Raw genomic sequence first — 25,733 nt, 5'->3', positions numbered from 1 at the left:
TTTCTATGCGCACCAAGACCTTCGCCGCGGCCGCTCTGCTCGCCGCCGCCTCCCTGACCCTGACCGCCTGCGGCAGCGGCGACGACAGCAACAAGCCCGTCGCCGTGGTGTCCGAGGAGGCCGGTTCCGACAAGGCCGCCACCGTCCTCGACAAGCCCTTCGAGAAGCCGGACCTGGTCCTCACCGACACGCAGGGCAAGAAGTACGACCTCCGCAAGGAGACCGAGGGCAAGCCCACGCTGATCTACTTCGGCTACACGCACTGCCCCGACGTCTGCCCACTGACGATGAACAACATCGCCGTCGCCACGAAGCAGCTGCCCAAGGCCGAGCAGGACGACCTCCGCGTGGTGTTCGTCACCACCGACCCCCAGCGCGACACCCCGGCCGAACTCGGCAAGTGGCTCAAGGGCATCGACGCGCGGTTCGTCGGCCTCACCGGCGACTTCGCGACCATCCAGGCCGGTGCCCGTACCCTGGGCATCTCCATCGACCCGCCGCACAAGGACAAGAACGGCAAGATCGTCTCCGAGCACGGCACCCAGGTCATCGCGTTCTCGCCGAAGACCGACGGCGGCTACGTGCTCTACGGCGAGGACGCCACCGTCCAGGACTACACCAAGGACCTCCCCAAGATCGTCAAGGGGGAGAATCCGTGAGGCGGCGACTCGCCCCCGCGGCACTCGTCATAGCCGGGGCGCTGGCCCTGGCGGGCTGCGGCGGCTCGGACTCGGACAGCGGCGGCGACTCCGGCTCCTCGGGCGGGAAGGCGGAACTCTCCGTCGGCTCCGCCTACATGCCGCAGCCGGTCTCCGACGAGATGGCGGCCGGCTTCCTCACCGTCACCAACAAGGGCGGTACCGCCGACGAGCTGACCTCGGTCACCAGCGACATCGCCGGACAGGTCACCGTGCACGAGACCACCGGCGGAGCCATGCAGGAGGTCGAGAGCCTCAAGATCCCCGCCCATGGCCGACTGGTGCTGAAGAGCGGCGGCGACCACCTGATGTTCGAGCAGCTGAAGCGCAAGCCGAAGGAAGGCCAGACCGTCTCGGTCGAGCTGCGCTTCGCCCGCTCCGCCCCCGTCGAGGTCGAGATGCCGGTGAAGCCGGCGACCTACACCCCGAAGACCGGACACTGAGGGAGGGACCCCTGTGACGCAGACCATCGCCCCCCGCGTCCGGGCCCTGGTGCTGCTGCTCCTGGCCGCGGCCTGCGCACTGCTCGCCGGAGCCGCCCCGGCCTCCGCGCACGCCGCGCTGACCGGCAGCGACCCCGGGCAGGGGGCGGTGGTCGACCAGGCCCCGGCCCGGATCACGCTCACCTTCTCCGAGCAGGTCGCGCTCTCCGACGACTCGCTGCGCGTGCTCGACCCCGACGGCAAGCGCATCGACAACGGCAAGCCGTCCGAGGTCAGCGGCACGACCTACGCCGTCCGCCTGAACTCGGGCCTGTCCGACGGCACCTACACGGTGGCCTACCAGGTCGTCTCGGCGGACAGCCACCCCGTCGCCGGCGCCTACACCTTCTCCATCGGCGCCCCCTCCAAGACGTCCGTGGCGGTCTCCGGGCAGGGCACCGACGACGGGGTCGTCGGCTGGCTGTACGGCTTCGGACGGTACGTGTCGTACGCCGGGTTCATCGTGATGGCCGGCGGCGCCGCCTTCGTGCTCGCCTGCTGGCCGCGCGGCTCCGGAGTGCGGCCGGTGCAGCGATTCGTCGTCTCCGGGTGGCTCGCGCTCACCGCCGCGACCCTCGCCCTGCTGCTCCTGCGCGGCTCCTTCACCGGCTCCGGGAAGGTCGCCGACGTCTTCGACCTGTCCCTGCTAGGGCAGGTGCTGCAGACCAAGACCGGCGCGGCCCTCGTCTCCCGGTTGCTGCTGCTCGCCGCCGCCGCGCTCTTCATCGCCGTGCTGTTCGGGGCGTACGACAAGCGTGAGGACCCCCAGGAGAAGCGGGACCTGACCTTCGGGCTCGCCATCGGCGGCGTCGTCGTGGCCGCCGGGCTCGCCGCGAGCTGGGCGATGTCCGAGCACGCCTCGGTCGGACTCCAGGCGGGCATCGCCATGCCCGTCGACGTCGTCCACCTGCTGGCCGTCGCCGTCTGGCTCGGCGGGCTCGGCGCGCTCCTGGTGGCCCTGTGCCGGGCACCCGCCGACGCGCCCGTCGACGCATCCGCCGTACGCCGCTTCTCCCGCGTCGCCTTCGGCAGCGTGCTCGCGCTGATCGCGACCGGCACGTACCAGTCCTGGCGCCAGCTCGGCTCCTGGTCCGCCTTCACCGACACCCGCTACGGCCAGCTCCTCCTGGCGAAAATCGCCCTCGTCGTCGTCCTCGTCGGGGTCGCGTGGATCTCGCGCAGATGGACGGGACGGCTGGCGGAGACGGTGCCGGCGTCGGCGGAGCGGGAGAAGGTACGGGCCGGGGTGGGGGCCTCCGGTGACACGGACGTCGACACGGGGGCCGGCACCGACGCCGACATCAACGGCGGCACCTACGGCAGCACCGACAGCGACTCTCGCGCCGACGCTCACACCGACGCCCGTGCCGACACCCGCACCGACCCCGAAACCGACACCGACGCCGGGGAGGAACCCGCTGCCGAGGAAGCCCCTGCCGGGGAGTCCGCTTCCGAGCCCGCCGACGCCGAGCGCGCCGCCCAGCTCGCCCGGCAGCGGGCCGCCCGGGACGCCGCCCGGCAGAAGCGGCTGCGGGACGCCGACCCCAACCGCTTCGGCCTGCGCCGCTCCGTGCTGGCCGAGGCCGGCATCGCCGTCGTCCTGCTCGCCGTCACCACGGTGCTGACGCAGACCGAGCCGGGACGTACGGAACAGGAGGCCAAGGCGGCCACCTCGTCCTCCGCCTCCGCCGACGCGGGCGCCTCCGGGGCACTGACCCTGAACATGCCCTTCGACACCGGCGGCAAGGACGGCAAGGGCATCGTCACGGTCGACCTCGACCCCGCGCGCGTGGGCGACAACGAGCTGCACGTCTACGTGGAGCGGCCCAACGGCCGCGCCTTCGACATCCCCGAGGTGAAGATCGAATTCACCCTGAAAGCCAAGGCCATCGGGCCCCTGCCCGTCGTCCCCGACCACATCGCTACCGGACACTGGTCGGCGAACGGAGTGCAGATCCCCATGGCCGGCGACTGGGAGGTCGACGTGACCGTGCGGACCTCCGACATCGATGAGGTGACCGTTTCCAAGAACGCGCAGATCGGCTGAACGACCATGCCTGACCAGTCCATTCCGGAGGCCCGTACCCCCGACACCGCCCCGGCGGAGAACGAGGCGGCCTCCTCCCAGGGCATCTCACGACGACGGCTGCTCGGCACTGCCGGCGCCACCGGGCTCGTGCTCGGCACGACCGGCGCGGCCGTGGGATACGCCGCCGCTCCCTCCGAGGCCGCCGCTCCGCTCACCTCCCTCGGCACCGACCGGGCAATGTTTCACGGGAAACATCAGCCCGGCATCACCGACGGCCTCCAGGCCCGCGGCCACCTCGTCGCCTTCGACCTGGCGGCGGGCGCCGGCCGCAAAGAAGCCGCCGCCCTGCTCCGACGCTGGTCGGAGACGGCCCGGCGCCTGATGGCGGGCGAACCGAGCACACACGACGACACCGACGTGGCCCGGGACGCCGGACCCTCGTCGCTGACGATCACCTTCGGCTTCGGCCACAGCTTCTTCGCCCGGACCGGCCTGGAGACGCAACGTCCGACCGCCCTCGACCCGCTGCCCGAGTTCTCCTCCGACCACCTGGACAAGAACCGCAGCAACGGCGACCTGTGGGTGCAGATCGGCGCCAACGACGCCCTGGTCGCCTTCCACGCCCTGCGCGCCATCCAGAAGGACGCGGGCCGGGCCGCCAAGGTGCGGTGGCAGATGAACGGCTTCAACCGCTCGCCCGGCGCCACCGCCCACCCCATGACCGCCCGCAACCTCATGGGCCAGATCGACGGCACCCGCAACCCGAAGCCGAGCGAGCCCGACTTCGACCAGCGGATCTTCGTGCCCGAGAAGGGCGAACCGGCCTGGATGGCGAACGGCTCCTACGCCGTCGTCCGCCGGATCCGCATGCTCCTCGACGACTGGGAGAAGCTCTCCGTCAAGGCGCAGGAGGACGTCATCGGGCGCCGCAAGTCCGACGGGGCGGCGCTGTCCGGCGGCACCGAGACGACCGCGATGGACCTGGAGAAGACGGACGCCGAGGGCAACCTCGTCGTCCCGATCAACGCGCACGCCCGCATCACCCGCCCCGACCAGAACGGCGGCGCCGCGATGCTCCGCCGCCCGTTCTCCTTCCACGACGGCATCGACGCCGACGGAGTGCCCGACGCCGGCCTGCTCTTCATCTGCTGGCAGGCCGATCCGCTGCGCGGCTTCGTGCCGGTGCAGCGCAAGCTCGACCGGGGCGACGCCCTGTCGCCGTTCATCCGGCACGAGTCGAGCGGGCTGTTCGCGGTGCCCGGCGGGGCCGCGGAAGGCGAGTACGTGGGACAGCAGTTGCTGGAGGGGTGAGAGTTCATCCATGTACCGGCTTGTGAGGGATAGCGCTTCCGCAAGCCCATTAGGGTGAGGTCATGCCAGCGAGCTATGCGTATCTCGGCCCCGAGGGCACCTTCACCGAAGTCGCCCTGCGCACGCTTCCCGAGGCCGCCACCCGGGAGCTCATCCCGTACGTGTCCGTCCAGTCCGCGCTCGACGCGGTACGCACCGGCGAGGCCGAGGCCGCGTTCGTGCCGATCGAGAACTCCGTCGAGGGCGGCATCACCACTACCCTCGACGAGCTGGTCGCCGGCGCGCCGCTGATGATCTACCGCGAGGTGCTGCTGTCGATCACCTTCGCCCTGCTCGTCCGGCCCGGCACCAAGCTGTCGGACATCAAGACCGTCTCCGCCCACCCGGCCGCCCAGCCGCAGGTGCGCAACTGGTTGAAGAAGCACCTCCCCGACGCGCACTGGGAGTCGGCCGCCTCCAACGCGGACGCCGCGCGGCTGGTCCAGGAGGGCCAGTACGACGCCGCCTTCGCGGGGGAGTTCGCCGCCGCGCGGTATGGGCTGGAGGCCCTGGAGACCGGGATCCACGACGCCGAGAACGCCCAGACGCGGTTCGTGCTGGTCGGCCGGCCCGCCCGGCCCGCCGCGCCGACCGGTGCGGACAAGACCTCCGTCGTGCTGTGGCAGCGCGACGACCACCCCGGCGGCCTGCGCGACCTGCTGGGCGAGTTCGCCACGCGCGGCATCAACCTGATGCTGCTCCAGTCCCGGCCCACCGGCGCGGGCATCGGCAACTACTGCTTCTGCATCGACGCCGAGGGCCACATCTCCGACCGCCGGGTGGCGGAAGCCCTGATGGGTCTGAAGCGGATCTGCCTCCAGGTGCGCTACCTCGGCTCGTATCCGCGCGCCGACATGCAGCCGGGCGATGTGCGGCCGCCGCGGCCGGGGACGTCGGACGAGGAGTTCCTCGCGGCCTCGGACTGGGTCGCGCGGTGCCAGGACGGCCGCTTCTAGGCCCGGTCCCGGGCCTGCTTCCAGGCGGCTTCGGCCGGTCGTACCTGCTGATAGTCGTTATCCACAGAAGTTATCCACAGGTCCGCTTCTCGACCTGGGGACAAGTCGACAAGGAAGCGTGAGTCAGTCGACAAATCGCCCTACAGGCCCCTGATGCGGCCATCGGCGGGCAGGTCACCCTTCGTCCACCGTTTTCCCTTGCGTAACTCTTCAGGGTGACCCTTTTCCACTCGAAAGTGAGGGTAGGGCAGGTTTGCCTTGGGAATTCTTGGGGCGACAGCGCCTTCCGGAGTGATCAATTCCGAAGTCCACAGATCTTCCACACAGCCTGTGGATAACTCTTCGACGGATGTGGATCCCTGTGGACAACTCAAGCCCAAGTCCCGTTCCCCACAAGGGATTCGAGTCAATGCGACGCCGCCCGGATGCCTCGTTCCGGGGAAAGGCGCCCTCTTTATTGACACTGAGTGCAATTCGCCCATAACGGCATGTAAGGCGCGCTCGGAATAGTGAGTCGTGGGCGGTCATCCCACACCGGTAGCCTTGAGCACGTGATTGACCTTCGCCTGCTCCGTGAGGACCCCGACCGTGTGCGCGCGTCGCAGCGCGCCCGTGGAGAGGACGTCGCGCTCGTCGACTCCCTCCTGTCTGCCGACGAGCGGCGCAGGTCGTCCGGCGTCCGCTTCGACGAGCTGCGCGCCGAGCAGAAGGCGCTCGGCAAGCTCATCCCCAAGGCCTCCGGGGACGAGAAGGCCGAGCTGCTGAAGAAGGCGAGCCAGCTCGCGGCCGACGTCAAGGCCGCCGACGCGGAGCGCGACGCCGCGGCCACCGAGACCCAGGAACTCCTGCAGAAGCTCGGCAACCTCGTCCACCCGGACGTGCCCGTGGGCGGCGAGGAGGACTTCGTCACCCTGGAGACGCACGGCACGATCCGCGACTTCGCCGCCGAGGGCTTCGAGCCCAAGGACCACCTGGAGCTCGGCCAGATCCTCGGCGCGATCGACGTGGAGCGCGGCGCCAAGGTCTCCGGCTCCCGCTTCTACTTCCTCACGGGTGTCGGCGCCCTGCTGGAGCTCGCCCTGGTGAACGCGGCGATGGCGCAGGCCACGGCGGCCGGCTTCACGCCGATGCTGACCCCGGCCCTGGTCCGCCCCCAGTCCATGGCGGGCACGGGCTTCCTCGGCCAGGCCGCCCAGGACGTCTACCACCTCCAGAACGACGACCTCTACCTGGTCGGCACCTCCGAGGTCGCCCTCGCGGCGTACCACATGGACGAGATCCTCGACGCCGACCGCCTCCCGCTGCGCTACGCGGGCTTCTCGCCCTGCTTCCGCCGCGAGGCCGGCTCGCACGGCAAGGACACCCGGGGCATCTTCCGCGTGCACCAGTTCGACAAGGTCGAGATGTTCTCCTACGTCACTCCGGAGGACTCGCAGGCGGAGCACCAGCGCCTGCTGGAGTGGGAGAAGCAGTGGCTGACCTCGCTGGAGCTGCCGTTCCGGGTCATCGACGTGGCCTCCGCCGACCTCGGCTCCTCGGCCTCCCGCAAGTTCGACTGCGAGGCGTGGATCCCGACCCAGGGCAAGTACCGCGAGCTGACCTCGACCTCCGATTGCACGGAGTTCCAGTCGCGCCGCCTGTCGATCCGTGTCCGTGACGGCAAGCAGGTCCGCCCGCTGGCCACGCTCAACGGCACGCTGTGCGCCGTACCGCGCACGATCGTGGCGATCCTGGAGAACCACCAGCAGGCCGACGGCTCGGTGCGCGTGCCCGAGGTGCTGCGTCCGTACCTGGGCGGGCGTGAGGTGCTGGAGCCGGTCGCCCAGTGAGCGCCGGTTTCCCCTACCGACTCGTCGCCACCGACCTCGACGGAACGCTCCTGCGCTCCGACGAGTCGGTCTCGCAGCGCACCCGTGACGCGCTCGCCGCCGCCACCGCGGCGGGCGCCGCGCACATCGTCGTCACCGGCCGCGCGGTCCCCTGGACCCGGCACATCCTCGACGACCTCGGTTACGAGGGCCTGGCCGTCTGCGGTCAGGGCGCGCAGGTCTACGACGCCGGTGCCCGCCGTCTGCTGACGTCGGTCACGCTGGACCGGCAGCTCGCCGGGGTGGCACTGGCCAAGATCGAGGCGGAGGTCGGCCCGCTGTACCTGGCGGCGAGCCGCGACGGCCTGGACGGCGAGGTGCTGGTGGGTCCGGGGTACGCGGCGCACGGCAACCTGCCCGCGACCCCCTTCACGGACGCGTCGGACCTGTGGACCGCGCCCCTGAACAAGCTGTACATCCAGCACCCGACGCTGAGCGACGACGAGCTGTGCGAGGTGGCCACGCGCACCGCCGGCGGTTTCGTCACGGTCGTCATGGCGGGCGAGGGCATCGTCGAGCTCCTGCCCCTGGGCCTGTCCAAGGCGACGGGCCTGTCCCTGGCGGCGCGTCGGCTCAAGGTGAAGGCGGCCGACACGATCGCCTTCGGCGACATGCCCAACGACATACCGATGTTCGCCTGGGCCTCCTACGGCGTCGCCATGGCGGACGCCCACGCGGAGCTGAAGGCGGTGGCCGACGAGGTGACCTCCTCGAACGAGGAGGACGGGATCGCGGTCGTGCTGGAGCGGTTGCTCGGCTGAGCCTGCGTGGCGCGTGCGCGGCGGAGGATGCACGGATCGAACGTGCGCGGGCTTTCCGGGCCCGACCGTGGCCGCATGTGATGACACACGTGCGGCCAGTGCCTTTCCACTCGGCCAATCCTCCGGGTGGGCGGCCTCACGCGATGTGCGATTCGCGTGCTCGAAGCGGCCGCCCCGGGCAGCTCCCCGTGCGGGGCGGGTTCTACGGAGGGGTAGCGACTACTCCGGAACCCGCCGCGGGCTGCCCTGCAGGGAGCGGGACGTACTGCCGTGCATGGACATCGTCCCGCTCCTCTCCCAGAACGTGACGCCGGATCGGATGAGCCCGGCGGTGACGAGAACCACTCTGCCTGCCGGGCGAATTGGACGCCACCGAATAAATCGGCGGCGGGTCGGACCGGTGGCCGGCCGCGTCGGGGCCGGACTGGTGGTCGGCCGCAGCGGGGCCGGACTGGTGGTCGGCTAGCGCCTGCGCCACCTGCGCCGCCGGGCCTTGCTGAAGAACCAGCCTGCGGGCGGCTCGTCGGAGCGCCAGGGCTGCGGTTCCGGTTCCTCGCGGCGCCAGCGCTCGGCGAGCATCCGGGCCCGGGCGGACGGCTCGGAGGTCTCGGCGGAGCGTATGAAGTCCTCGTCCAGGACGAGGTCGTCCCAGGCGTCGCCGCCGGACCCGGAACCCGACTGCCCCCGGTCGTCGTACTGAGCCCTTTCGCCCGCCATGCGTGTCCTCCCAGCCGTCCAACTCCCGTGCGGTTTCCCTACATCCCGTTTGCCCAGTGTGCCCTGACAGAGGTGAAGCCTCCGTCAAGGCCGGGGCACGTCACTCCTCGCCGGCGAGCGTGAGCGAGCGCAGCTTCTGACCGGCGTACCAGGTGGCCAGGACCGTGACGGCGACCAGCAGCACCGTCGCCGTGGTGAGGCCCACGTCCGAGGTCACCAGGTCGCCGCCGGACACCTTCTGGGCGACGGCCAGCGACCACTGCTGGACGCTCAGCGTGCGGGCGCCGGGCACCAGGGAGCCGAACAGGGCCTCCCAGACCAGCGCGTAGACGAGCCCGAACACCACGGCGTGCCGGGAGACCGTGCCGAGCAGCAGGAACAGGGCCGCGTACGCGATGGACGCGACCAGCGCCGCCACCGTGTAGGCCACGGCGATCTGCTGGCCGTTGCCGTTCAGGATGAAACCGGCGATGAGCGTCGGCACCGCGGAGAACACCATGGTCACCGCGATGGCGACGATCAGCTTGGTGAAGATGATGGTCGGCCGTTTGATCGGCTTGGACAGCAGGTAGACCACCGAGCCGTCGTCGATCTCCGGCCCGATCGCGCCCGTTCCGGCGATGACGCCGATGATCGGCACCATCGTGGCCAGGGCGAGGCCGCCGAGCAGGTCGGACGCCGTCTGGTCGTCCGCTCCGGCGAGGGCGCGCACGGCCACGGCGATCACGATCAGCAGCAGCGGCAGGGCGCCCAGGATGAGAGCCCGGCGCCGGCCGAGCAGGGCCCGGTAGGTGAGCCGGGCGACTGTGGGGTCGTACATCAGGGCCTCCTACGCCGCGACCAGGTACGAGAACACGGACTCGAGGGACTCGTCGGACGGCGAGACCGTGAGCAGCCGGATGCCGTGGTCCCTGGCGACCTTCGGCAGCAGGGCCGTGAAGCGGCCGAAGTCGACGGCCTGGATGCGCAGCGCGCCCTCGGCGAGGTCGACCTCGATGCCGGACGTCGACGGGTCGGCGATCAGCGCGGCCGCGAGGGCGCGGTCGTCGCTGGAGCGCACCAGGTAGCGGTGCGGCCGGTCGGTCATCAGGCGGCGGATCTTGCGGAAGTCGCCGCTGGCCGCGTGCCGCCCGGCGACGACGACCTCGATGTGCCAGGCGAGTTGTTCGACCTCTTCGAGGATGTGGGACGAGAACAGCACCGTGCGGCCCTCGTCGCCCATGCGGCGCAGCAGGTCCATCAGCTGCATGCGCTGACGGGGGTCCATGCCGTTGAAGGGCTCGTCCAGCAGGAGCAGGGAGGGGTCGTGCACGAGGGCGGAGGCCATCTTCACGCGCTGGCGCATGCCCTTGGAGTACGTCTGGATCTTGCGGTCCTGCGCGTACTCCATCTCGACCGTGGCGAGCGCCTTCTGGGCTGCCTTGGCGCCCAGGCCGTGCAGCTCGGCGTTGGCGAGAACGAACTCCTTGCCGGTGAGGAAGTCGTACATCGCCTCCCGCTCGGGGACGACGCCGATGTGCTGGTAGATCTCCTCGTTGCGCCAGACCGGCTGCCCGTCGAGGGTGACCGTGCCGGTGGAGGGGGCCAGGAAACCGCCCATCATGTTGATGAGGGTGGACTTTCCGGCGCCGTTGGGGCCGAGCAGGCCCGTGACGCCGGGGCCGATGGTCATGGTGATGTCGTTGACGGCGACCACGTTGCCGAACCAGCGGGAGACGTGGTCGATGGAGAGCGTGGTCACAGTCCCACCTTCTTGTAGCGGCGCATCAGGAGGCCGTAGCTCGCCGCGATCAGGCCGAGGGCGACGAGGACGAAGACGACGCCTTCGGCGTTGCTCGGGCCCACCCCGCCGGGGAAGGCGGAGGTCGCGCCGAGGAAGGCCGACTGCACACCGTCGACGAGCGTGATCGGCGAGAACAGCCCGATCCACGGCACGGCGTCGGCGCTGCCCTGCACGTCGGCGATGGCCTGGAGGGTGGAGACGGCGCCGTAGGTGATGGTCAGCACGGCGATCACGGCCGCGATGCCGAAGCCGCGGCGCGGGGTGAAGGAGGCGATGACCAGGCCGATGCCGGCGAAGAGCAGTGAGAGCAGTGCCACGGAGACGAGTCCCTGTGCGAATCCCTTGGTCTGGTCGGCGAAGTCGAGCTTGGCCAGCAGGGCGCCGACGTAGAGCACGAGCAGGGGAGCGGCCGTGAGGATGAACAGCGCCGAGGCCAGCGCCGCGAACTTGGCGCGGACGTAGTCGGCGGTCTCGATGGGCCGCGAGAAGTAGAGGGGCACCGTCTTGAAGCGCAGGTCGCGCGAGACGGACTGGGGTGCCTGCGAGGCGACGTACAGGCTGATGACCGCCTGCATGACGATCGCGTAGCGCGTGTAGTCCAGGGGCAGTTCCTTGGCCTTGGTGGTGACCGCGACGGCGACCATGATGGCCGCGGGCACGCACATCACCACGAACAGCAGCATCGGCAGGACCTTGGACTTCACCGAGCGGCCGAGGCCGTAGGCGCCGCGCAGGGACTGCGAGTACAGGGAGCGGCGGGCGTAGGCGCGGCCGAGACGGGGGCCGTCGTAGCTGCGGTAGCCGATGTTGTGGATGCGGGTCTGGTCACCCGGTGCCGGGGCGGATGTCCCCGTGGAGTGCTCAACCGCCATGGCCGACCGCCTCCTTCCGCTGCTCGTGCTGGTCACTGGCCGTGAAGACCTCGGAGATGTGGTGCCGGCGCTGCTCCATGCGCACCAGGCCGAGGCCGAGGTCGGCGATCACGTCCCGGACCAGGTCGTGCGTCTCCTCGCCCTGCGCGGTGAGCAGCAGGACGTGGCCGGCGCCCGGCAGGCCGCTGCCGTCCTCGACGCTCACCCCGCGCGCCTGCAGCGCCTCGCGCACCGCGCGGGTGCCGTCGGGGTGCTCGTCGTTGTCGGTGACCTCGATGGCGAGGGTCGTGGTGATCTGCGTGAAGTCCGTGGTGGAGCTGGAGCGCAGGAGCTTGCCGCCGTCGATGACGACGACGTGGTCGCAGGTGCGCTCCAGTTCGCCCAGGAGGTGGGAGGTGACCAGGACCGAGATGCCGAAGTCGGTGTGGATGCGGCGGATCAGGCCGAGCATCTCGTCGCGGCCGACCGGGTCGAGGCCGTTGGTCGGCTCGTCGAGGAAGACCAGCTGCGGGTCGTGGACGAGGGCCTGCGCGAGTTTCACGCGCTGCTTCATGCCGGTCGAGTAGCCGCCGATGGGGCGGTAGCGCTCCTCGTAGAGGCCGACGTGGCGCAGGGTGTCGGCCGTGCGCTCGCGGGCGGCCGTGGGCGGCAGGCCGGACATGCGCGCCATGTGGACGACGAACTCGGTGGCCGAGACGTCCGGCGGCAGGCAGTCGTGCTCGGGCATGTAGCCGACCCGCTCGCGGATGGCGGCGCCCTTGGTGGCGACGTCGAGGCCGAGCACTTCGGCGCGGCCCTCCGTGGCGGGGGACAGACCCAGCAGGATCTTGATCAGTGTGGACTTGCCGGCCCCGTTGGCTCCGACGAGTCCGGTCACACCGGGCCCGACGTCCACGGAGAGCCGGTCAAGCGCGGTCACCCGGGGGAACCGCTTGCTCAGGCTTTCGGTCGCGATCACAGTCACCCCTCGAAGGTAGGGCCCGGGCGCGTGGCGGTCGTCACTCCGCAGGTCTGTCTTCGGGTCAACCTCGAGTAGTACGGGCCCTTAGGGGGCCTGGTTCTCCAGGGTTACCACGACCGGGAAGCCGCTATTGACGAACTCTCTAACAACTGCCAGATTCGCCGGATGACGTTGCTCACGGGTGCGCGGGAGCGCAGGGTGCGGACCGGCGAAGTCGAGCTGTGCGTGGCCGAGCTGGGCGATCCGGGCCGGCCGACGGTCGTCCTGGTGCACGGCTATCCCGACAGCAAGGAGGTCTGGTCGGAGGTCGCCGCGCGACTCGCCGAGCGGTTCCACGTGGTGACGTACGACGTCCGCGGCCACGGCCGCTCGACGGCGCCGCGACCGCTGCGGGGCGGGTTCACGCTGGAGAAGCTGACGGACGACTTCCTGGCCGTCGCGGACGCGGTGAGTCCGGACCGGCCCGTGCACCTGGTGGGGCACGACTGGGGCTCGGTGCAGGGCTGGGAGTTCACCACCGTCAAGCGCACCGAGGGCCGCGTCGCCTCCTTCACGTCGGTGTCCGGGCCGTCCCTCGACCACTTCGGCCACTGGCTCGACCGGCGCGTGAAGCGCCCCACCCCGCGCCGGATCGGCCAGCTCCTCGGGCAGGGCGCCAGGTCCTGGTACGTCTATCTGCTGCACGCGCCCGTGCTGCCCGAGCTGGCCTGGCGCGGCCCGCTCGGCGCAGGCTGGCCCCGGGTCCTGGAGCGCGTCGAGAAGGTGCCCCGCGGCGACTATCCGACCTCGTCCCTGGCGTCGGACGCGGCCCACGGTGCCTGGCTGTACCGCGACAACGTACGGCCCCGGCTGCGCGACCCCCGCGCGGACGCGTACGCCCACGCGCCCGTGCAGCTCGTCACGCCCCTGGGCGACCGGTTCCTGTCGGAGCGGATCCACGACGACCTGGAGCAGTGGGTTCCGCAGCTGACCCGGAGGACCGTCCAGGCGGGGCACTGGATTCCCCGTACGCGTCCCGACCAGCTGGCCGCCTGGATCACGGAGTTCGTCACGTCCGTCGAGGACGACCGGCCCCGCGTGGCGGCGAGCGGCAGGCACGCCGAGCGGTTCGGCGGGCAGCTCGTGCTGGTCACCGGCGCGGGCAGCGGCATCGGGCGGGCGACGGCGCTCGCCTTCGCCGAGGCCGGCGCGCGGGTGGTCGCCGTCGACCGGGACGCGGAGGCGGCGGCCCGCACCGCCGAGTCCTCCCTCAGGGCAGGCGCGCCCGCGGCCTGGGCGGAGACGGCCGACGTCTCCGACGAACAGGCCATGGAGCGGCTCGCCGCGAAGGTCGGCGCCGAGTACGGCGTGGTGGACGTCCTCGTGAACAACGCGGGGATCGGACTGTCCGGCTCCTTCTTCGACACCACCCCGGAGGACTGGAAGAAGGTCCTCGACATCAACCTGTGGGGGGTGATCCACGGCTGCCGGCTCTTCGGCGGGCGGATGGCCGAGCGGAGGCAGGGGGGCCACATCGTCAACGTGGCGTCGGCGGCTGCGTACCAGCCGTCCCGGGCGCTGCCCGCGTACAGCACCTCCAAGGCGGCCGTGCTGATGCTCAGCGAGTGCCTGCGGGCGGAGCTCGCCGGGCAGGGGATCGGTGTGACGGCGGTCTGTCCCGGCTTCGTCAACACCGCCATCACCTCCACGGCGCACTTCGCCGGGGTCGACGCCGACGAGGAGAAGCGGCTCCAGCGGCGTACCGCCCGCATCTACGGGCTGCGCAACTATCCGCCGGAGAAGGTGGCCGCGGCGATCCTGCGAGCGGTGGCACGCAACGAGGCGGTGGTTCCGGTGACACCGGAGGCTCGCGGCGCACGGGTGCTGTCGCGGTTCGCGCCAGGGATCCTGCGGCGCATCGCACGGGTGAAGCCGCCGGTCTGACGGCCCAAGGCAGCGGAAACGAAGGCCAGTTGTCCACAGAATCGCCAATTCCCCTGTGGATAACACCACTTGGCTGTGGATCAAACCTGCGGATCGAAACTCGATCGCGTGATTCACGTCTCTCCCGCACCCTGGTGGCATGGACGAGCGACGCACCGTGAAGGTATCGAAGTACCTTTCCAAGCACCTTCGCCACCAGCCGGAACGGATCGGGCTGGCACTCGACGGGGGCGGCTGGGTCGAGATCGACGCGCTGATCGCCCGGCCGCCTCGCACGGCTTCCGTTTCACCCGTGCCGAACTGGACCATGTCGTCGCCACCAACGACAAGCGGCGCTTCGCCGTCGAGGGCACGCGGATCCGCGCCAGCCAGGGCCACAGCGTGGAGGTCGACCTCGGGCTGCCGCCGGCGACGCCTCCCGCGCGCCTCTACCACGGCACCGTCGCCCGCACCCTGGACGCGATCCGGGCCGAGGGCCTCCGGCCGATGAACCGGCATGCCGTCCATCTCTCGTCCGACCGCGAGACGGCGACCCGCGTGGGTGCCCGGCGCGGCCGACCGGTGGTGCTGGTGGTGGACGCGGCGGCCATGCACCGCGACGGCCACGTCTTCCACGTCAGCGCGAACGGGGTCTGGCTGACCCGGGCCGTACCTCCGGGGTACCTGCGCTTTCCCGATCCTCACTGACTTACCGTCCGCCCCGCCCTCCGTGACCGAGGGTGACTGTTTCACGTGAAACAGGGGCGTTCCGCAGGGGTCCCTTAGGCTCGGTGTCATGAGTCTGCGTCTGAGCACCGTGATCCTCCCGTACCGCCGCTGGCACGAAGGCGGCCGTGCGGCCTGGACGCGCGCCGAGCAGCTCGGCTTCCACACCGCGTACACCTACGACCACCTGTCCTGGCGCAGTTTCCGGGACGGCCCCTGGTTCGGTGCTGTGCCCACCCTCACCGCCGCCGCGACCATCACCGAGCGGCTGCGGCTGGGCACCCTGGTGACCTCGCCGAACTTCCGGCATCCGGTGACCCTCGCCAAGGAGCTGATCTCCCTGGACGACATCTCCGGCGGGCGCGTCACGCTGGGTATCGGCGCGGGCGGCTCGGGCTTCGACGCCACCGCGCTCGGCCAGGAGCCGTGGACGCCGCGGGAGCGCGCCGACCGCTTCGGCGAGTTCGTGCCGCTGCTCGACCGACTGCTCAGCGAGAACGCGGTGTCGTACGAGGGCGACTTCTACTCGGCGCATGAGGCGCGGAACATTCCCGGCTGTGTGCAGCGCCCCCGGCTGCCGTTCGCGGTGGCCGCGACCGGGCCGCGCGGGATGCGGCTCGCCGCCCGGTACGGGCAGGCGTGGGTGACCACCGGCGACCCCAAGCTGTACGAGAACGGCACTCCTGAACAGTCGATTCAGGCCATTCGCGGACAGGCGGAGAAGCTGGCCGACATCTGCGCCGAGATCGGCCGGGACATGACCGACCTCGACAAGGTCCTGCTCACCGGATTCACCCCGGAGCGCGGCGGCCCGCTGCGGTCCCTGGACGCCTTCGTCGACTTCGCCGGCCGGCACGCGGAACTGGGCTTCACGGAGCTGGTGATCCATTGGCCGATCCCCGACTCGGACTTCGCGGCGGACGAGAAGGTCTTCGAGCAGATCGCGATGGAGGCACCGGCGCAGCTGCGCTGACGGCGCACGACCCGAGGGAGCCCTGGTGAGGACGGTATCCACTCACCTGTGCGGAGTCCCGCACGCCCGTGCAGGCATATGCGGGACAATGGCCGGGTGACCTCAGCGACCCGACAGCCCGAGACCGCCCCGCAGACCCTCCCGCCGCGGCTCATCGCCACCGACCTCGACGGCACCCTGCTGCGCGACGACAAGTCGGTGTCCCCGCGCACGGTCGCCGCACTGGCCGCCGCCGAGGAGGCGGGCATCGAGGTCTTCTTCGTCACCGGCCGCCCGGCCCGGTGGATGGACGTCGTCAGCGACCATGTGCACGGCCACGGCCTGGCGATCTGCGGCAACGGCGCCGCCGTGGTCGACCTGCACGGCGGCCCCGGCGCCCACCGGTTCGTGAAGGTGCGGGAGCTGGCGCGGGAGAACGCGCTGGACGCCGTACGACTGCTCCGCGAGGCGGCGCCCGGCACGGTGTACGCGGTGGAGCAGACGTACGGCTTCTACCAGGAGCCGGCGTATCCGAAGCTGCACATGGAGATACCCGACAGCCTGGACCCCGCCGAGGAACTGCTCTCTCCGGATCACCCGGCGGCCGCGGAGCCGGTGCTGAAGATCCTCGCCTATCACCCCGAGATCGACCCCGACGCCTTCCTCACCCTGGCCAGGCTCGCCATCGGCGACCGCGCCAACGTGACCCGCTCCAGCCCCAGCGCCCTGCTGGAGATCAGCGGCCCCGGAGTGTCCAAGGCCAGCACGCTCGCCCTGTGCTGCGCCGAGCGCGGCATCACGCACGAGGAGGTCGTCGCCTTCGGCGACATGCCGAACGACGTGGAGATGCTGACCTGGGCGGGCCGGTCGTACGCGATGGGCAACGCCCACCCGGACGTGATCGCCGCCGCCTCCGGGCGGACGGTCGCGAACAACGACGACGGTGTGGCGGTCGTGATCGAGCGGTTGCTGACCGAGCTGCCCTAGCGTCGCGGGCAGGCGGGACTTTGCGGACACCCCCTAGGCCCGGTCCACCCGTCCGTCTCGGATCAGAGCGACACCCCGCGCGCCGCCAGCCACGCCACCGGGTTCACCGCCGAGCCCATCTCCGGCGTGACCCGGGTCTCGAAGTGCAGGTGCGGTCCGGTGGAGTTGCCCGTACTGCCGGACTGGCCGATCCACTGGCCGGGGCTGACGTGCTCGCCCTGGTCGACGGCGACGGACGCGAGATGGGCGTACTGCGTGTAGTAGCCGCCCGCGTGCTGGAGCACGATCTCCATGCCGAAGGCACCACCGCAGGACACCCGCACCACCCGGCCGGCGCCCACGGCCTGCACCGGCGTGCCGATCGGCACCGCGAAGTCCTGCCCGGTGTGCCGGCTCGACCACCGCGCACCGCCGCTGCCGTAGGACGCGGACAACTCGTACGTCTCCACAGGCGCGACCCAGTCACTGGTGAACCCGGTATCCGGCTGGTCCAGCCGGACGGCCCCGTGACAGGCCCCGGCGGCGACCGCGGCGTCCGCCTGCCCCTGGAGCCGGGAGCGTGCCGCTTCGAGCTTCTGCTCGATGTCCGACTTCAGAGCGGCGAGTTGGGTGTTCCGCGTCTCCAGCGCCTGCCACTGGGCCGCCGCCTTGGCCTCGTCCGCCGCCAGGCGTGCCTCGGCCCGGCGGTTCTTGGAGATCGCGTTGTTCAGGGCGAGATCCGCCTGCGAGAAGGCGTGCTGACCGCGCATCAGGTCGTCGGGGCTGTCGGCCAGGATCATCCGCGCGGCCACCGGCAGGCCACCGCTGGTGCGGTACTGGGCGCGGGCGATCCGCCCCAGGTCCTCGTGCAGGTCGGCGATGTGCCGCCGCTGGGCGTCCAGGAGCTCCTCCGCCCGCTGTGCTCTGGCCCGTTGCTCGTCGGCCTCCTTGCGGCCGGCCTCGTACTGCTGGGTCGCCACCGCGGCCTCTTCGTACAGCCGCACCACCTCGGCGCTGAGGCCGCTCGTGCCGCTGCCGCTCCCGGGTTCCTTCTCCACCGCCGTGGGCCGGGCCCCGAGGACCGCCAGCGTGCACAGCAGGACCGGAACCAGCAGCTTCAGGCGGCGATGTGAGCGCATGTCAGTGATCGTCGCCCAGCCCGGCGGTCCCGGCCCTGTTCATGTCGTACGGCCGGGGGACGGGCTGCCCCGAACGGATCAGCGCGACGCCTGCCCCGGCCGGGACCTGTCCGGGGCCGGGGCGGTCGGCCCGGCAGGTCCCGTACGTGTCAGGGCGCTCCCACGAGAGACTCCGCCGCCGCCTCGCGCTCCGCCATGTCCCGCAGCGGCCCGTCCGCGGACACCAGCTCCGCGTACGGACCGCGCTGCACGACCCGTCCGTGCTCCAGCACGAGCACCTCGTCCACTGCCTCCAGGCCCGCCAGCCGGTGCGTGATCAGCAGCGTCGTACGGCCCTCCGTGGCTGCCAGCAGGTCGGCGGTGAGCGCGTCGGCGGTCGGCAGGTCCAGGTGCTCGGCGGGCTCGTCCAGCACCAGGACGGGGAAGTCGGCGAGCAGGGCCCGGGCCAGTGCCAGCCGCTGCCGCTGCCCTCCGGACAGCCGGGCCCCGTGCTCGCCGACGAGCGTGTCGAGCCCGTCGGGCAGGCTGTCGGCCCACTCCAGCAGCCGGGCCCGGCCCAGCGCGCCACGCAGTTCGTCCTCGGTGGCGTCCTTCCGGGCGAGCAGCAGGTTCTCCCGCAGTGAGCTGTCGAAGAGGTGCGCGTCCTGCGCACACAGCCCGACGAGCCCGCGGACGTCGTCGCCGAGCAGGGCGTACGCGTCCACGCCCGCGAGCGTGTAGGAACCCGCCTCCGCGTCGAGGAACCGCAGCAGCACCTGCGCCAGCGTGGTCTTGCCGGAGCCGGAGGGTCCCACCACGGCGACCCGGCGGCCCTCCTCCAGGGTCAGATCGAGGCCGGCGAGCGCGTGCCGCTCCTGCCCCACGTGCCGCGCGGTCAGCCCCCTGACCTGGAGCGGGAAGGGCGAGGCGGGCGACTGCCGGGGCCGCTCCGGCTCCCTCACGGGCTCCGGGGCGTCCAGCACCTCGTACACCCGCTCGGCGCTGCGGCGCACCCGCTGCCGGTACTGCACGGCCAGCGGCAGCCCGAGCACGGCCTCGAAGGCGGCCAGCGGGGTGAGGACGACGACGGCCATGGTCACGCCGTCCAGCCTTCCGGCCGCGACCGCCTGCGCGCCGAGCAGGGCGGCGGCCGTGACCGTGAGGCCGGAGACCAGCGCGGTGAGCCCGTCGCCGAGGGCCGTGGCGGTGGCGGCGCGCGAGGCGATCCGGGTGAGCGCCCCGTCGGCCTCGCGCGCCTCGGCGGTCCGCTCCGGCAGGGCACCGGCGACGGTCAGCTCCGCCGTGCCGGTGAGCAGATCGGTCACCCGGGTCGCCAGCACCCCTCGGGCGGGCGCCAGTCGGTGCTCGGCCCGCCGGGCGACGGCACCGGTGATCAGCGGCACGCCCGCACCGGCGGCCAGCAGCCCGGCCGCAAGCACCGCCCCGGCCTCGGGCAGCAGCCACGCCGTGAAGCCGACAGACGCGGCCGACACGACGACGGCCGCCCCGGCCGGCAGCAGCCACCGCAGCCAGTAGTCCTGCAGCGCGTCCACGTCCGCGACCAGCCGGGAGAGCAGATCGCCCCGGCGGGCCTCACGCAACCCGGCGGGCGCCAGCCGCTCCAGCCTGCGGAACACCGCGACCCTGGTGTCCGCCAGCATCCGCAGGACGGCGTCGTGCGAGACCAGCCGCTCGGCGTACCGGAACACGGCCCGCCCGATCCCGAACGCCCGCGTCGCCGTCACGGCCACCATCAGGTACAGCACGGGCGGCTGCTGCGAGGCCCGCGAGATCAGCCACCCGGAGGTGGCCATGAGCCCCACGGCGCTTCCGAGCGCGAGACTCCCCAGCAGCAGCGCGAGTCCCAGCCGCCCGCCCCGGGCACCGGACATGGCGCGGACGCGTGCGAGGACACCACCGGAAGCGGGCTCGTCGACAGACACGGCCGGCACGACCGGCACCGCCGACATGGCCGGCACGGGCAGCTCGGCCTCGGCGGAACGCGCTCCATGGAGCGCGGCCGGCGCAGAGGGCGCCGCGGTGGCCTCGGGCTCCGCCAGCCGCACCACCCGGTCCGCCACCCCCAGCAGCGCCGGCCGGTGCACCACGAGCAGCACCGTCCGCCCGGCCGCCAGCCGCCGCACCGCTGCCACGACCTCGGCCTCCGTGGCCCCGTCCAGCGCGGCCGTGGGCTCGTCGAGCAGCAGCACCGGCCGGTCCGCGAGGAACGCCCGGGCCAGCGCGAGCCGCTGCCGCTGACCGGCGGACAGCCCGGTCCCGTCCTCGCCGAGCCGGGTGCCGACACCCTCGGGCAGCGCGTCCACGAACTCCAGCGCCCCGGCGTCCCGCAGCGCCCGCCGGACGGCCTCGTCGTCGGCGTCGGGCCGGGCCAGCCGTACGTTCTCGGCGATCGTCCCGGCGAACAGATGCGGCCGCTGCGGCACCCACGCGACCCGGGACCGCCACTGCTCCAGGTCGGCCTCGGCGAGGTCGACTCCCCCGACCCTCACCCGCCCCTCGGCCGGAGGCACGAACCCGAGCAGCACGTGCAGCAGCGTCGACTTGCCCGCCCCGCTCGGGCCGACCAGCGCGACCGTCTCCCCGGGCTCGACGGTGAAGGACACCTCCGAGACGGCGTCCGCCGACCGCCCCGGATACCGGACGGTCACGCCCTCGAAGGCCAGCGCCCCCTCCGGCACGGCCTTGGAACCGGGCGCCGGAACGGACGTCTCGAGGACGGCGAAGATCTCCTCGGCCGCGGCGAGCCCCTCCGCCGCCGCGTGGTACTGCGCCCCGACCTGCCGCAACGGCAGATACGCCTCGGGCGCCAGGATGAGGATGACCAGGCCGATGTACAGGTCCATCTCGCCGTGCACCAGCCGCATGCCGATCGTCACGGCGACCAGCGCCACCGAGATCGTCGCGAGCAGCTCCAGCGCGAACGAGGAGATGAACGCGATCCGCAGCGTCCGCATGGTCGCCCGCCGGTACTCGCCGGTGATCCGCCGGATCGACTCGGCCTGGGCCTTGGCGCGCCCGAACACCTTCAGCGTCGGCAGCCCCGCGACGACGTCCAGGAAGTGCCCGGACAGCCGCGACAGCAGCCGCCACTGACGGTCCATCCGGGACTGGGTGGCCCAGCCGATCAGCACCATGAAGACCGGGATCAGCGGCAGGGTGCCCACGATGATGGCCGCGGAGACCCAGTCCTCGGTGACGATCCGCGCCAGCACCGCCACCGGCACCACCACCGCCAGACCCAGCTGCGGCAGATACCGGGAGAAGTAGTCGTCGAGGGCATCGACGCCCCGGGTGGCCAGGGCGACCAGCGAACCGGTCCGCTGCCCGCTCAGCCACCCCGGGCCCAGCTGAGCGGACCGCTCCAGCAACCGCCCCCGCAACTCCGACTTCACCGCCGCACTCGCCCGGTGCGCGGCGAGCTCGGTGAGCCAGCCGACCAGTGCCCGCCCGACCGCGACGACGACCAACAGCAGCAGGGGAGTGACGAGTCCGGACACCGCCATGCGGTGCTGGAACGCGCCGACCACGATCTCGGCGATGAGCATCGCCTGCGCGATGACCAGCCCCGCTCCGACGGCTCCCAGGGCGACGACCGCCACCAGGAAGCCCCGGGTGGCACGGGCGTACCGGAGCAGACGCGGATCGATTGGTTTCACGTGAAACACACCTCAGTGCACGGGATCGGCGATGTGCTGCGTACCGATCCGCTTGCGGAACACCCAGTACGTCCAGCCCTGGTAGACCATCACGACCGGTGTGGCGACCGCCGCGCACCACGTCATGATCTTCAGCGTGTACGGGCTGGACGAGGCGTTGGTGACGGTCAGGCTCCAGTCGGAGTTCAGCGTCGACGGCATGACGTTCGGGAACAGCGTCAGGAAGAGCATCGCCACCGTGGCCACGATGGTGAGCCCCGAGAGGCTGAACGCCCAGCCCTCACGTCCCGCCCGAGCCGCGACCAGCGCCAAGGCGAGCGAGGCCACGGCCGCGACCGCCGCGACGAGCGACACCCCGTCACCCCGGTCGGACTGCGTCCACCCCAGGAAGGCGAGGGCCAGCAGGGCGGTCACCAGACCGACGCGCAGCGCCAGCTTCCGCGCCCGCTCCCGGATCTCCCCGACGGTCTTGAGCCCGACGAACACCGTCCCGTGGAAGGTGAACAGCGCCAGCGTCACCAGACCGCCCAGCAGCGCGTACGGGTTGAGCAGGTCCAGGACGCCGCCGGCGTAGTTGAAGTCCTGGTCGATCTTCACGCCCCGCACGATGTTGCCGAAGGCCACACCCCACAGGAACGCGGGGATCAGCGAGGTCCAGAAGATCGCCGTCTCCCAGTTGCGCTGCCAGCTCTCCTCGGGCCGCTTGGCCCGGTACTCGAAGGCCACGCCCCGGACGATGAGGCAGACCAGGATGACCAGGAGAGGGAGGTAGAAGCCGGAGAAGAGCGTGGCGTACCACTCGGGGAAGGCGGCGAAGGTCGCGCCACCCGCAGAGAGCAGCCACACCTCGTTGCCGTCCCAGACGGGCCCGATGGTGTTGATCAGCACCCGCTTCTCGGGCCGGTTCCGGGCGAGCAGCCTCGTGAGCACACCGACTCCGAAGTCGAAGCCCTCCAGGAAGAAGTAGCCGGTCCACAGGACGGCGATCAGGACGAACCAGACGTCGTGCAGTTCCATGACTGTGCAGCTCCCTCGGCCTAGTACGAGAAGGCCATCGGCTTGTCGGCGTCACGGGAGTCGCCGCCGATCTTCGTGGGCGGGTTGAGGTCGGCCTCGGTGAGCTCCGGCGGGCCCGCCTTGACGTACTTGACCAGCAGCTTGACCTCGACGACGGCGAGGATCGCGTACAGCGTGGTGAAGACGATCATCGAGGTGAGGACCTCGGCCTGGGAGACACCGGGGGAGACCGCGTCCCGGGTCTGGAACAGGCCGTAGACGACCCACGGCTGGCGGCCCATCTCGGTGAAGATCCAGCCCCAGGAGTTGGCGATCAGCGGGAAGGCCATCGTCCAGACCGCCACCAGCCAGTACAGGCGGGTGAGTCGCGGCCGGAGCGGCTTCCGGAACAGCACCAGATGCGGCACTTCGTCCTCCCCGGTCCGCCAGGCGGCCGGCAGCAGGAACTTCTTCCGGGTGAGCCACAGCCCCAGCAGGCCGATCGAGAACGACGCCATGCCGAAGCCGATCATCCAGCGGAAGCCCCAGTAGGCGACGGGGACGATGGGCTTGTAGTCACCGGGGCCGAACTTCTCCTGCAGCGCCTTGTTGGTGTCGTTGATGCCCGGCACGTACGACTCGAAGTCGCTGTGGGCCAGGAAGGAGAGCAGACCGGGGATCTCCAGGGCGACCTTGTTGTGCCCCTTGTCGACGTCCCCGTAGGCGAACACCGAGAAGGGCGCCGGCTTCTCGCCGTCCCACAGCGCCTCGGCAGCGGCCATCTTCATCGGCTGCTGCTCGTACATGACCTTGCCCAGGGTGTCCCCGCTGACCGCGGTGAGCAGGCCGCCGACGGCGACGGTGACCAGGCCGAGCCGGAGGGAGGTGCGCATCACCGGGATGTGCTTCTTGCGCAGCAGGTGGAAGGCGGCGATCCCCACCATGAAGGCGCCGCCGGTCAGGAAGGCCGCGGAGAAGCTGTGGAAGACCTGGTTGAGCGTGGTGTTCTGGGTCAGCACCAGCCAGAAGTCGGTGAGCTCGGCCCGGCCCTTCTCACCGTTGATCCGGTAGCCGACCGGGTGCTGCATCCACGAGTTCGCGGCGAGGATGAAGTACGCCGACAGCAGCGTGCCGATCGACACCATCCAGATGCAGGCCAGGTGGATCTTCTTGGGCAGCTTGTCCCAGCCGAAGATCCACAAACCGATGAAGGTGGACTCGAAGAAGAAGGCGATCAGGGCCTCGAAGGCGAGCGGCGCACCGAAGACGTCCCCGACGAAGCGCGAGTAGTCGGACCAGTTCATGCCGAACTGGAACTCCTGCACGATGCCGGTGACCACGCCCATCGCGATGTTGATCAGGAAGAGCTTGCCCCAGAACTTCGTCGCCCGGAGGTACTTCTCCTTCTCCGTCCGCACCCAGGCGGTCTGCAGCCCGGCGGTGAGCGCGGCCAGCGAGATCGTCAGGGGGACGAACAGAAAGTGATAGACGGTGGTGATGCCGAACTGCCATCGCGCCAGGGTCTCCGGCGCCAAAGCCAGGTCCACGTCGCCGCTCCTTACATACGCTTGTGAAAGCGTTCACATTCACAAGCCATTATGCAGCACGCACTTTCGACGGATGGAGGGGGCCCCATGTGACGCTCGTCAACCCCGGCACTTCGGCGGAGAGAGTGTCCGTTTCACGTGAAACAGGCGCCCGGAACCAGACGCCCACCGACAGCCGACCGCCGCGTCCGGCGACGTTCCCCGCACACGCGGAGCCGGCCGGCGCCCAGCGCCGACCGGCTCCACCACGACTCCCCGCCCAGCTGCTAGAGCTCCTTGCGGAACCCTTCCGCCACCTTGAGGAAGATGTCGTTCCCCTCGGCCTCCCCGACCGTCACCCGCACACCCTCACCCGGGAACGGCCGGATCATCACGCCCGCCTGCTCACACGCCTCCGCGAACGCGACCGTGCGCTCCCCGAGCCGCAGCCACACGAAGTTGGCCTGCGTCTCGGGCACCGTCCAGCCCTGGGCCCGCAGTCCGTCGACCACACGCGTGCGCTCGCACACCAGCGAGCCGACCCGGCCGAACAGCTCGTCCTCGGCCCGCAGCGAGGCGATCGCCGCCTCCTGCGCGAGCTGGCTCACACCGAATGGCACCGCCGTCTTGCGCAACGCCGCCGCCACCGGCTCATGGGCGATGGCGAACCCGACCCGCAGGCCGGCCAGGCCGTACGCCTTGGAGAAGGTCCGCAGGACGCAGACATTGGGCCGGTCGCGGTAGAGCTCGACACCGTCCGGCACCTCGGGGTCGCGGATGAACTCCCGGTAGGCCTCGTCGAGCACCACCAGCACATCACCCGGCACCCGGTCGAGGAACCGCTCCAGCTCCGCCCGACGCACGACCGTGCCGGTCGGGTTGTTGGGGTTGCAGACGAAGATCAGCCGGGTCCGGTCGGTGATCGCCTCCGCCATCGCGTCGAGATCGTGCACGTCCCCGGAGGTCAGCGGCACCTGCACCGACGTGGCTCCGCTGATCTGCGTGATGATCGGGTACGCCTCGAAGGACCGCCAGGCGTAGATCACCTCGTCCCCGGGACCGGCGGTGGCCTGGATGAGCTGCTGGGCGACACCGACCGACCCGGTGCCGGTGGCCAGGTGGGACAGCGGAACGCCGAACCGCTCGGACAGCTCGTTCATCAGCGCCGTGCAGGCCATGTCCGGGTAGCGGTTGAAGTTGCACGCCGCCGCCGTCACGGTCTCCATCACACCCGGAAGCGGCGGGTAGGGGTTCTCGTTGGAGGACAGCTTGTAGGCCACCGGCCCACCGGCCGCGGCCGGCTTGCCCGGCTTGTAGGTGGGGATACCCTCCAGCTCGGCGCGCAGCTTGGGGCTCGTCTCGCTCACCGCAGTCCTCCTCGCGAAGACCGGCG

At 71.2% G+C, this 25,733-nt stretch carries 20 protein-coding genes, 1 tRNA gene and 1 pseudogene; 11 read left to right on the top strand and 11 right to left on the bottom strand.

Translation table 11 applies throughout. The features are described from left to right. Nucleotides 1-5 precede the first annotated feature (5 nt). From ACSUPV_RS20860 to ACSUPV_RS20830, 7 genes are all read left to right on the top strand, one after another. Nucleotides 6-659 (top strand): SCO family protein, encoded by a 654-nt coding sequence (locus ACSUPV_RS20860; protein WP_031115249.1) that lies wholly within the window; start codon nt 6-8, stop codon nt 657-659. Then, nucleotides 656-1,141 (top strand): copper chaperone PCu(A)C, encoded by a 486-nt coding sequence (locus tag ACSUPV_RS20855; protein WP_359788260.1) that lies wholly within the window; start codon nt 656-658, stop codon nt 1,139-1,141. Before ACSUPV_RS20860 ends, ACSUPV_RS20855 begins: the two co-directional genes overlap by 4 nt. Before the next feature lie 13 nt (nt 1,142-1,154). Next, nucleotides 1,155-3,227, top strand: a complete 2,073-nt coding sequence (locus tag ACSUPV_RS20850; protein ID WP_436948140.1) for a copper resistance protein CopC — start codon at nt 1,155-1,157, stop codon at nt 3,225-3,227. A 6-nt stretch (nt 3,228-3,233) separates the two neighbouring features. Beyond that, entirely contained in the window at nt 3,234-4,520 is a 1,287-nt protein-coding gene (gene efeB / locus ACSUPV_RS20845; protein WP_436948138.1) for an iron uptake transporter deferrochelatase/peroxidase subunit, read from the top strand. A gap of 62 nt (nt 4,521-4,582) precedes the next feature. After that, nucleotides 4,583-5,515, top strand: a complete 933-nt coding sequence (gene pheA / locus ACSUPV_RS20840; protein ID WP_037760101.1) for a prephenate dehydratase — start codon at nt 4,583-4,585, stop codon at nt 5,513-5,515. A gap of 551 nt (nt 5,516-6,066) precedes the next feature. Beyond that, nucleotides 6,067-7,344: a serine--tRNA ligase gene (gene serS, locus ACSUPV_RS20835; protein WP_037760098.1), complete on the top strand. Its 1,278-nt coding sequence runs from the start codon at nt 6,067-6,069 to the stop codon at nt 7,342-7,344. Further along, complete coding sequence (locus ACSUPV_RS20830) at nt 7,341-8,144, top strand: HAD family hydrolase (RefSeq protein ID WP_037760097.1); 804 nt, start codon at nt 7,341-7,343, stop codon at nt 8,142-8,144. The genes serS and ACSUPV_RS20830 overlap by 4 nt, the downstream gene beginning before the upstream one ends. A gap of 21 nt (nt 8,145-8,165) precedes the next feature. Here the strand turns inward: ACSUPV_RS20830 and ACSUPV_RS20825 are convergent. The 6 genes from ACSUPV_RS20825 to ACSUPV_RS20800 all read right to left on the bottom strand — a co-directional run bounded on the left by ACSUPV_RS20825 (nt 8,166) and on the right by ACSUPV_RS20800 (nt 12,474). After that, nucleotides 8,166-8,268, bottom strand: a tRNA-Cys gene (locus ACSUPV_RS20825). Between the two features lie 338 nt (nt 8,269-8,606). Next, nucleotides 8,607-8,861: a hypothetical protein gene (locus ACSUPV_RS20820; protein WP_436948135.1), complete on the bottom strand. Its 255-nt coding sequence runs from the start codon at nt 8,859-8,861 to the stop codon at nt 8,607-8,609. Between the two features lie 100 nt (nt 8,862-8,961). After that, nucleotides 8,962-9,681: an ABC transporter permease subunit gene (locus ACSUPV_RS20815; protein WP_031115241.1), complete on the bottom strand. Its 720-nt coding sequence runs from the start codon at nt 9,679-9,681 to the stop codon at nt 8,962-8,964. A 9-nt stretch (nt 9,682-9,690) separates the two neighbouring features. Beyond that, nucleotides 9,691-10,602, bottom strand: a complete 912-nt coding sequence (locus ACSUPV_RS20810) for an ABC transporter ATP-binding protein (RefSeq protein WP_436948133.1) — start codon at nt 10,600-10,602, stop codon at nt 9,691-9,693. Then, nucleotides 10,599-11,516 carry a membrane protein gene (locus ACSUPV_RS20805; RefSeq protein WP_037760095.1) on the bottom strand — a complete coding sequence of 306 codons (918 nt, stop codon included), beginning with the start codon at nt 11,514-11,516 and terminating at the stop codon, nt 10,599-10,601. Before ACSUPV_RS20805 ends, ACSUPV_RS20810 begins: the two co-directional genes overlap by 4 nt. Next, nucleotides 11,506-12,474 (bottom strand): ABC transporter ATP-binding protein, encoded by a 969-nt coding sequence (locus ACSUPV_RS20800; RefSeq protein ID WP_382614744.1) that lies wholly within the window; start codon nt 12,472-12,474, stop codon nt 11,506-11,508. The genes ACSUPV_RS20805 and ACSUPV_RS20800 overlap by 11 nt, the downstream gene beginning before the upstream one ends. 168 nt (nt 12,475-12,642) lie before the next feature. On the opposite strand from ACSUPV_RS20800, the gene ACSUPV_RS20795 reads away from it, so the two are divergent. From ACSUPV_RS20795 to ACSUPV_RS20780, 4 genes and pseudogenes are all read left to right on the top strand, one after another. Next, a complete protein-coding gene (locus ACSUPV_RS20795) occupies nt 12,643-14,400 on the top strand; it encodes an SDR family oxidoreductase (protein WP_436948131.1) in 1,758 nt (585 codons plus the stop codon). Between the two features lie 139 nt (nt 14,401-14,539). Continuing rightward, nucleotides 14,540-15,087, top strand: a pseudogene (locus ACSUPV_RS20790) (RNA 2'-phosphotransferase). An 88-nt stretch (nt 15,088-15,175) separates the two neighbouring features. Next, nucleotides 15,176-16,078 (top strand): LLM class flavin-dependent oxidoreductase, encoded by a 903-nt coding sequence (locus ACSUPV_RS20785; protein ID WP_031115235.1) that lies wholly within the window; start codon nt 15,176-15,178, stop codon nt 16,076-16,078. Between the two features lie 78 nt (nt 16,079-16,156). Then, nucleotides 16,157-17,044, top strand: coding sequence for an HAD family hydrolase (locus ACSUPV_RS20780; RefSeq protein ID WP_031115234.1), 888 nt, complete (start codon nt 16,157-16,159; stop codon nt 17,042-17,044). A 62-nt stretch (nt 17,045-17,106) separates the two neighbouring features. Here the strand turns inward: ACSUPV_RS20780 and ACSUPV_RS20775 are convergent, their stop codons facing one another. From ACSUPV_RS20775 to hisC, 5 genes are all read right to left on the bottom strand, one after another. Further along, a complete protein-coding gene (locus ACSUPV_RS20775; RefSeq protein WP_382614645.1) occupies nt 17,107-18,162 on the bottom strand; it encodes a M23 family metallopeptidase in 1,056 nt (351 codons plus the stop codon). 149 nt (nt 18,163-18,311) lie between these two features. Beyond that, nucleotides 18,312-21,818, bottom strand: a complete 3,507-nt coding sequence (gene cydD, locus ACSUPV_RS20770; protein ID WP_436948128.1) for a thiol reductant ABC exporter subunit CydD — start codon at nt 21,816-21,818, stop codon at nt 18,312-18,314. A 12-nt stretch (nt 21,819-21,830) separates the two neighbouring features. Then, nucleotides 21,831-22,835 carry a cytochrome d ubiquinol oxidase subunit II gene (gene cydB / locus ACSUPV_RS20765; RefSeq protein WP_031115230.1) on the bottom strand — a complete coding sequence of 335 codons (1,005 nt, stop codon included), beginning with the start codon at nt 22,833-22,835 and terminating at the stop codon, nt 21,831-21,833. A 20-nt stretch (nt 22,836-22,855) separates the two neighbouring features. Further along, on the bottom strand, nt 22,856-24,361 hold the full coding sequence (locus tag ACSUPV_RS20760; protein WP_037760080.1) for a cytochrome ubiquinol oxidase subunit I: 1,506 nt from the start codon (nt 24,359-24,361) through the stop codon (nt 22,856-22,858). Between the two features lie 266 nt (nt 24,362-24,627). Continuing rightward, on the bottom strand, nt 24,628-25,707 hold the full coding sequence (gene hisC, locus ACSUPV_RS20755) for a histidinol-phosphate transaminase (RefSeq protein WP_359788286.1): 1,080 nt from the start codon (nt 25,705-25,707) through the stop codon (nt 24,628-24,630). Nucleotides 25,708-25,733: the final 26 nt, after the last annotated feature.

The organism is Streptomyces sp. SudanB52_2052 (assembly GCF_964272415.1).
Lineage (GTDB): Bacteria > Actinomycetota > Actinomycetes > Streptomycetales > Streptomycetaceae > Streptomyces > Streptomyces olindensis.
Note: the sequence above shows the minus strand (reverse complement) of the source record. Positions and strands in the feature narration are given on the sequence as shown.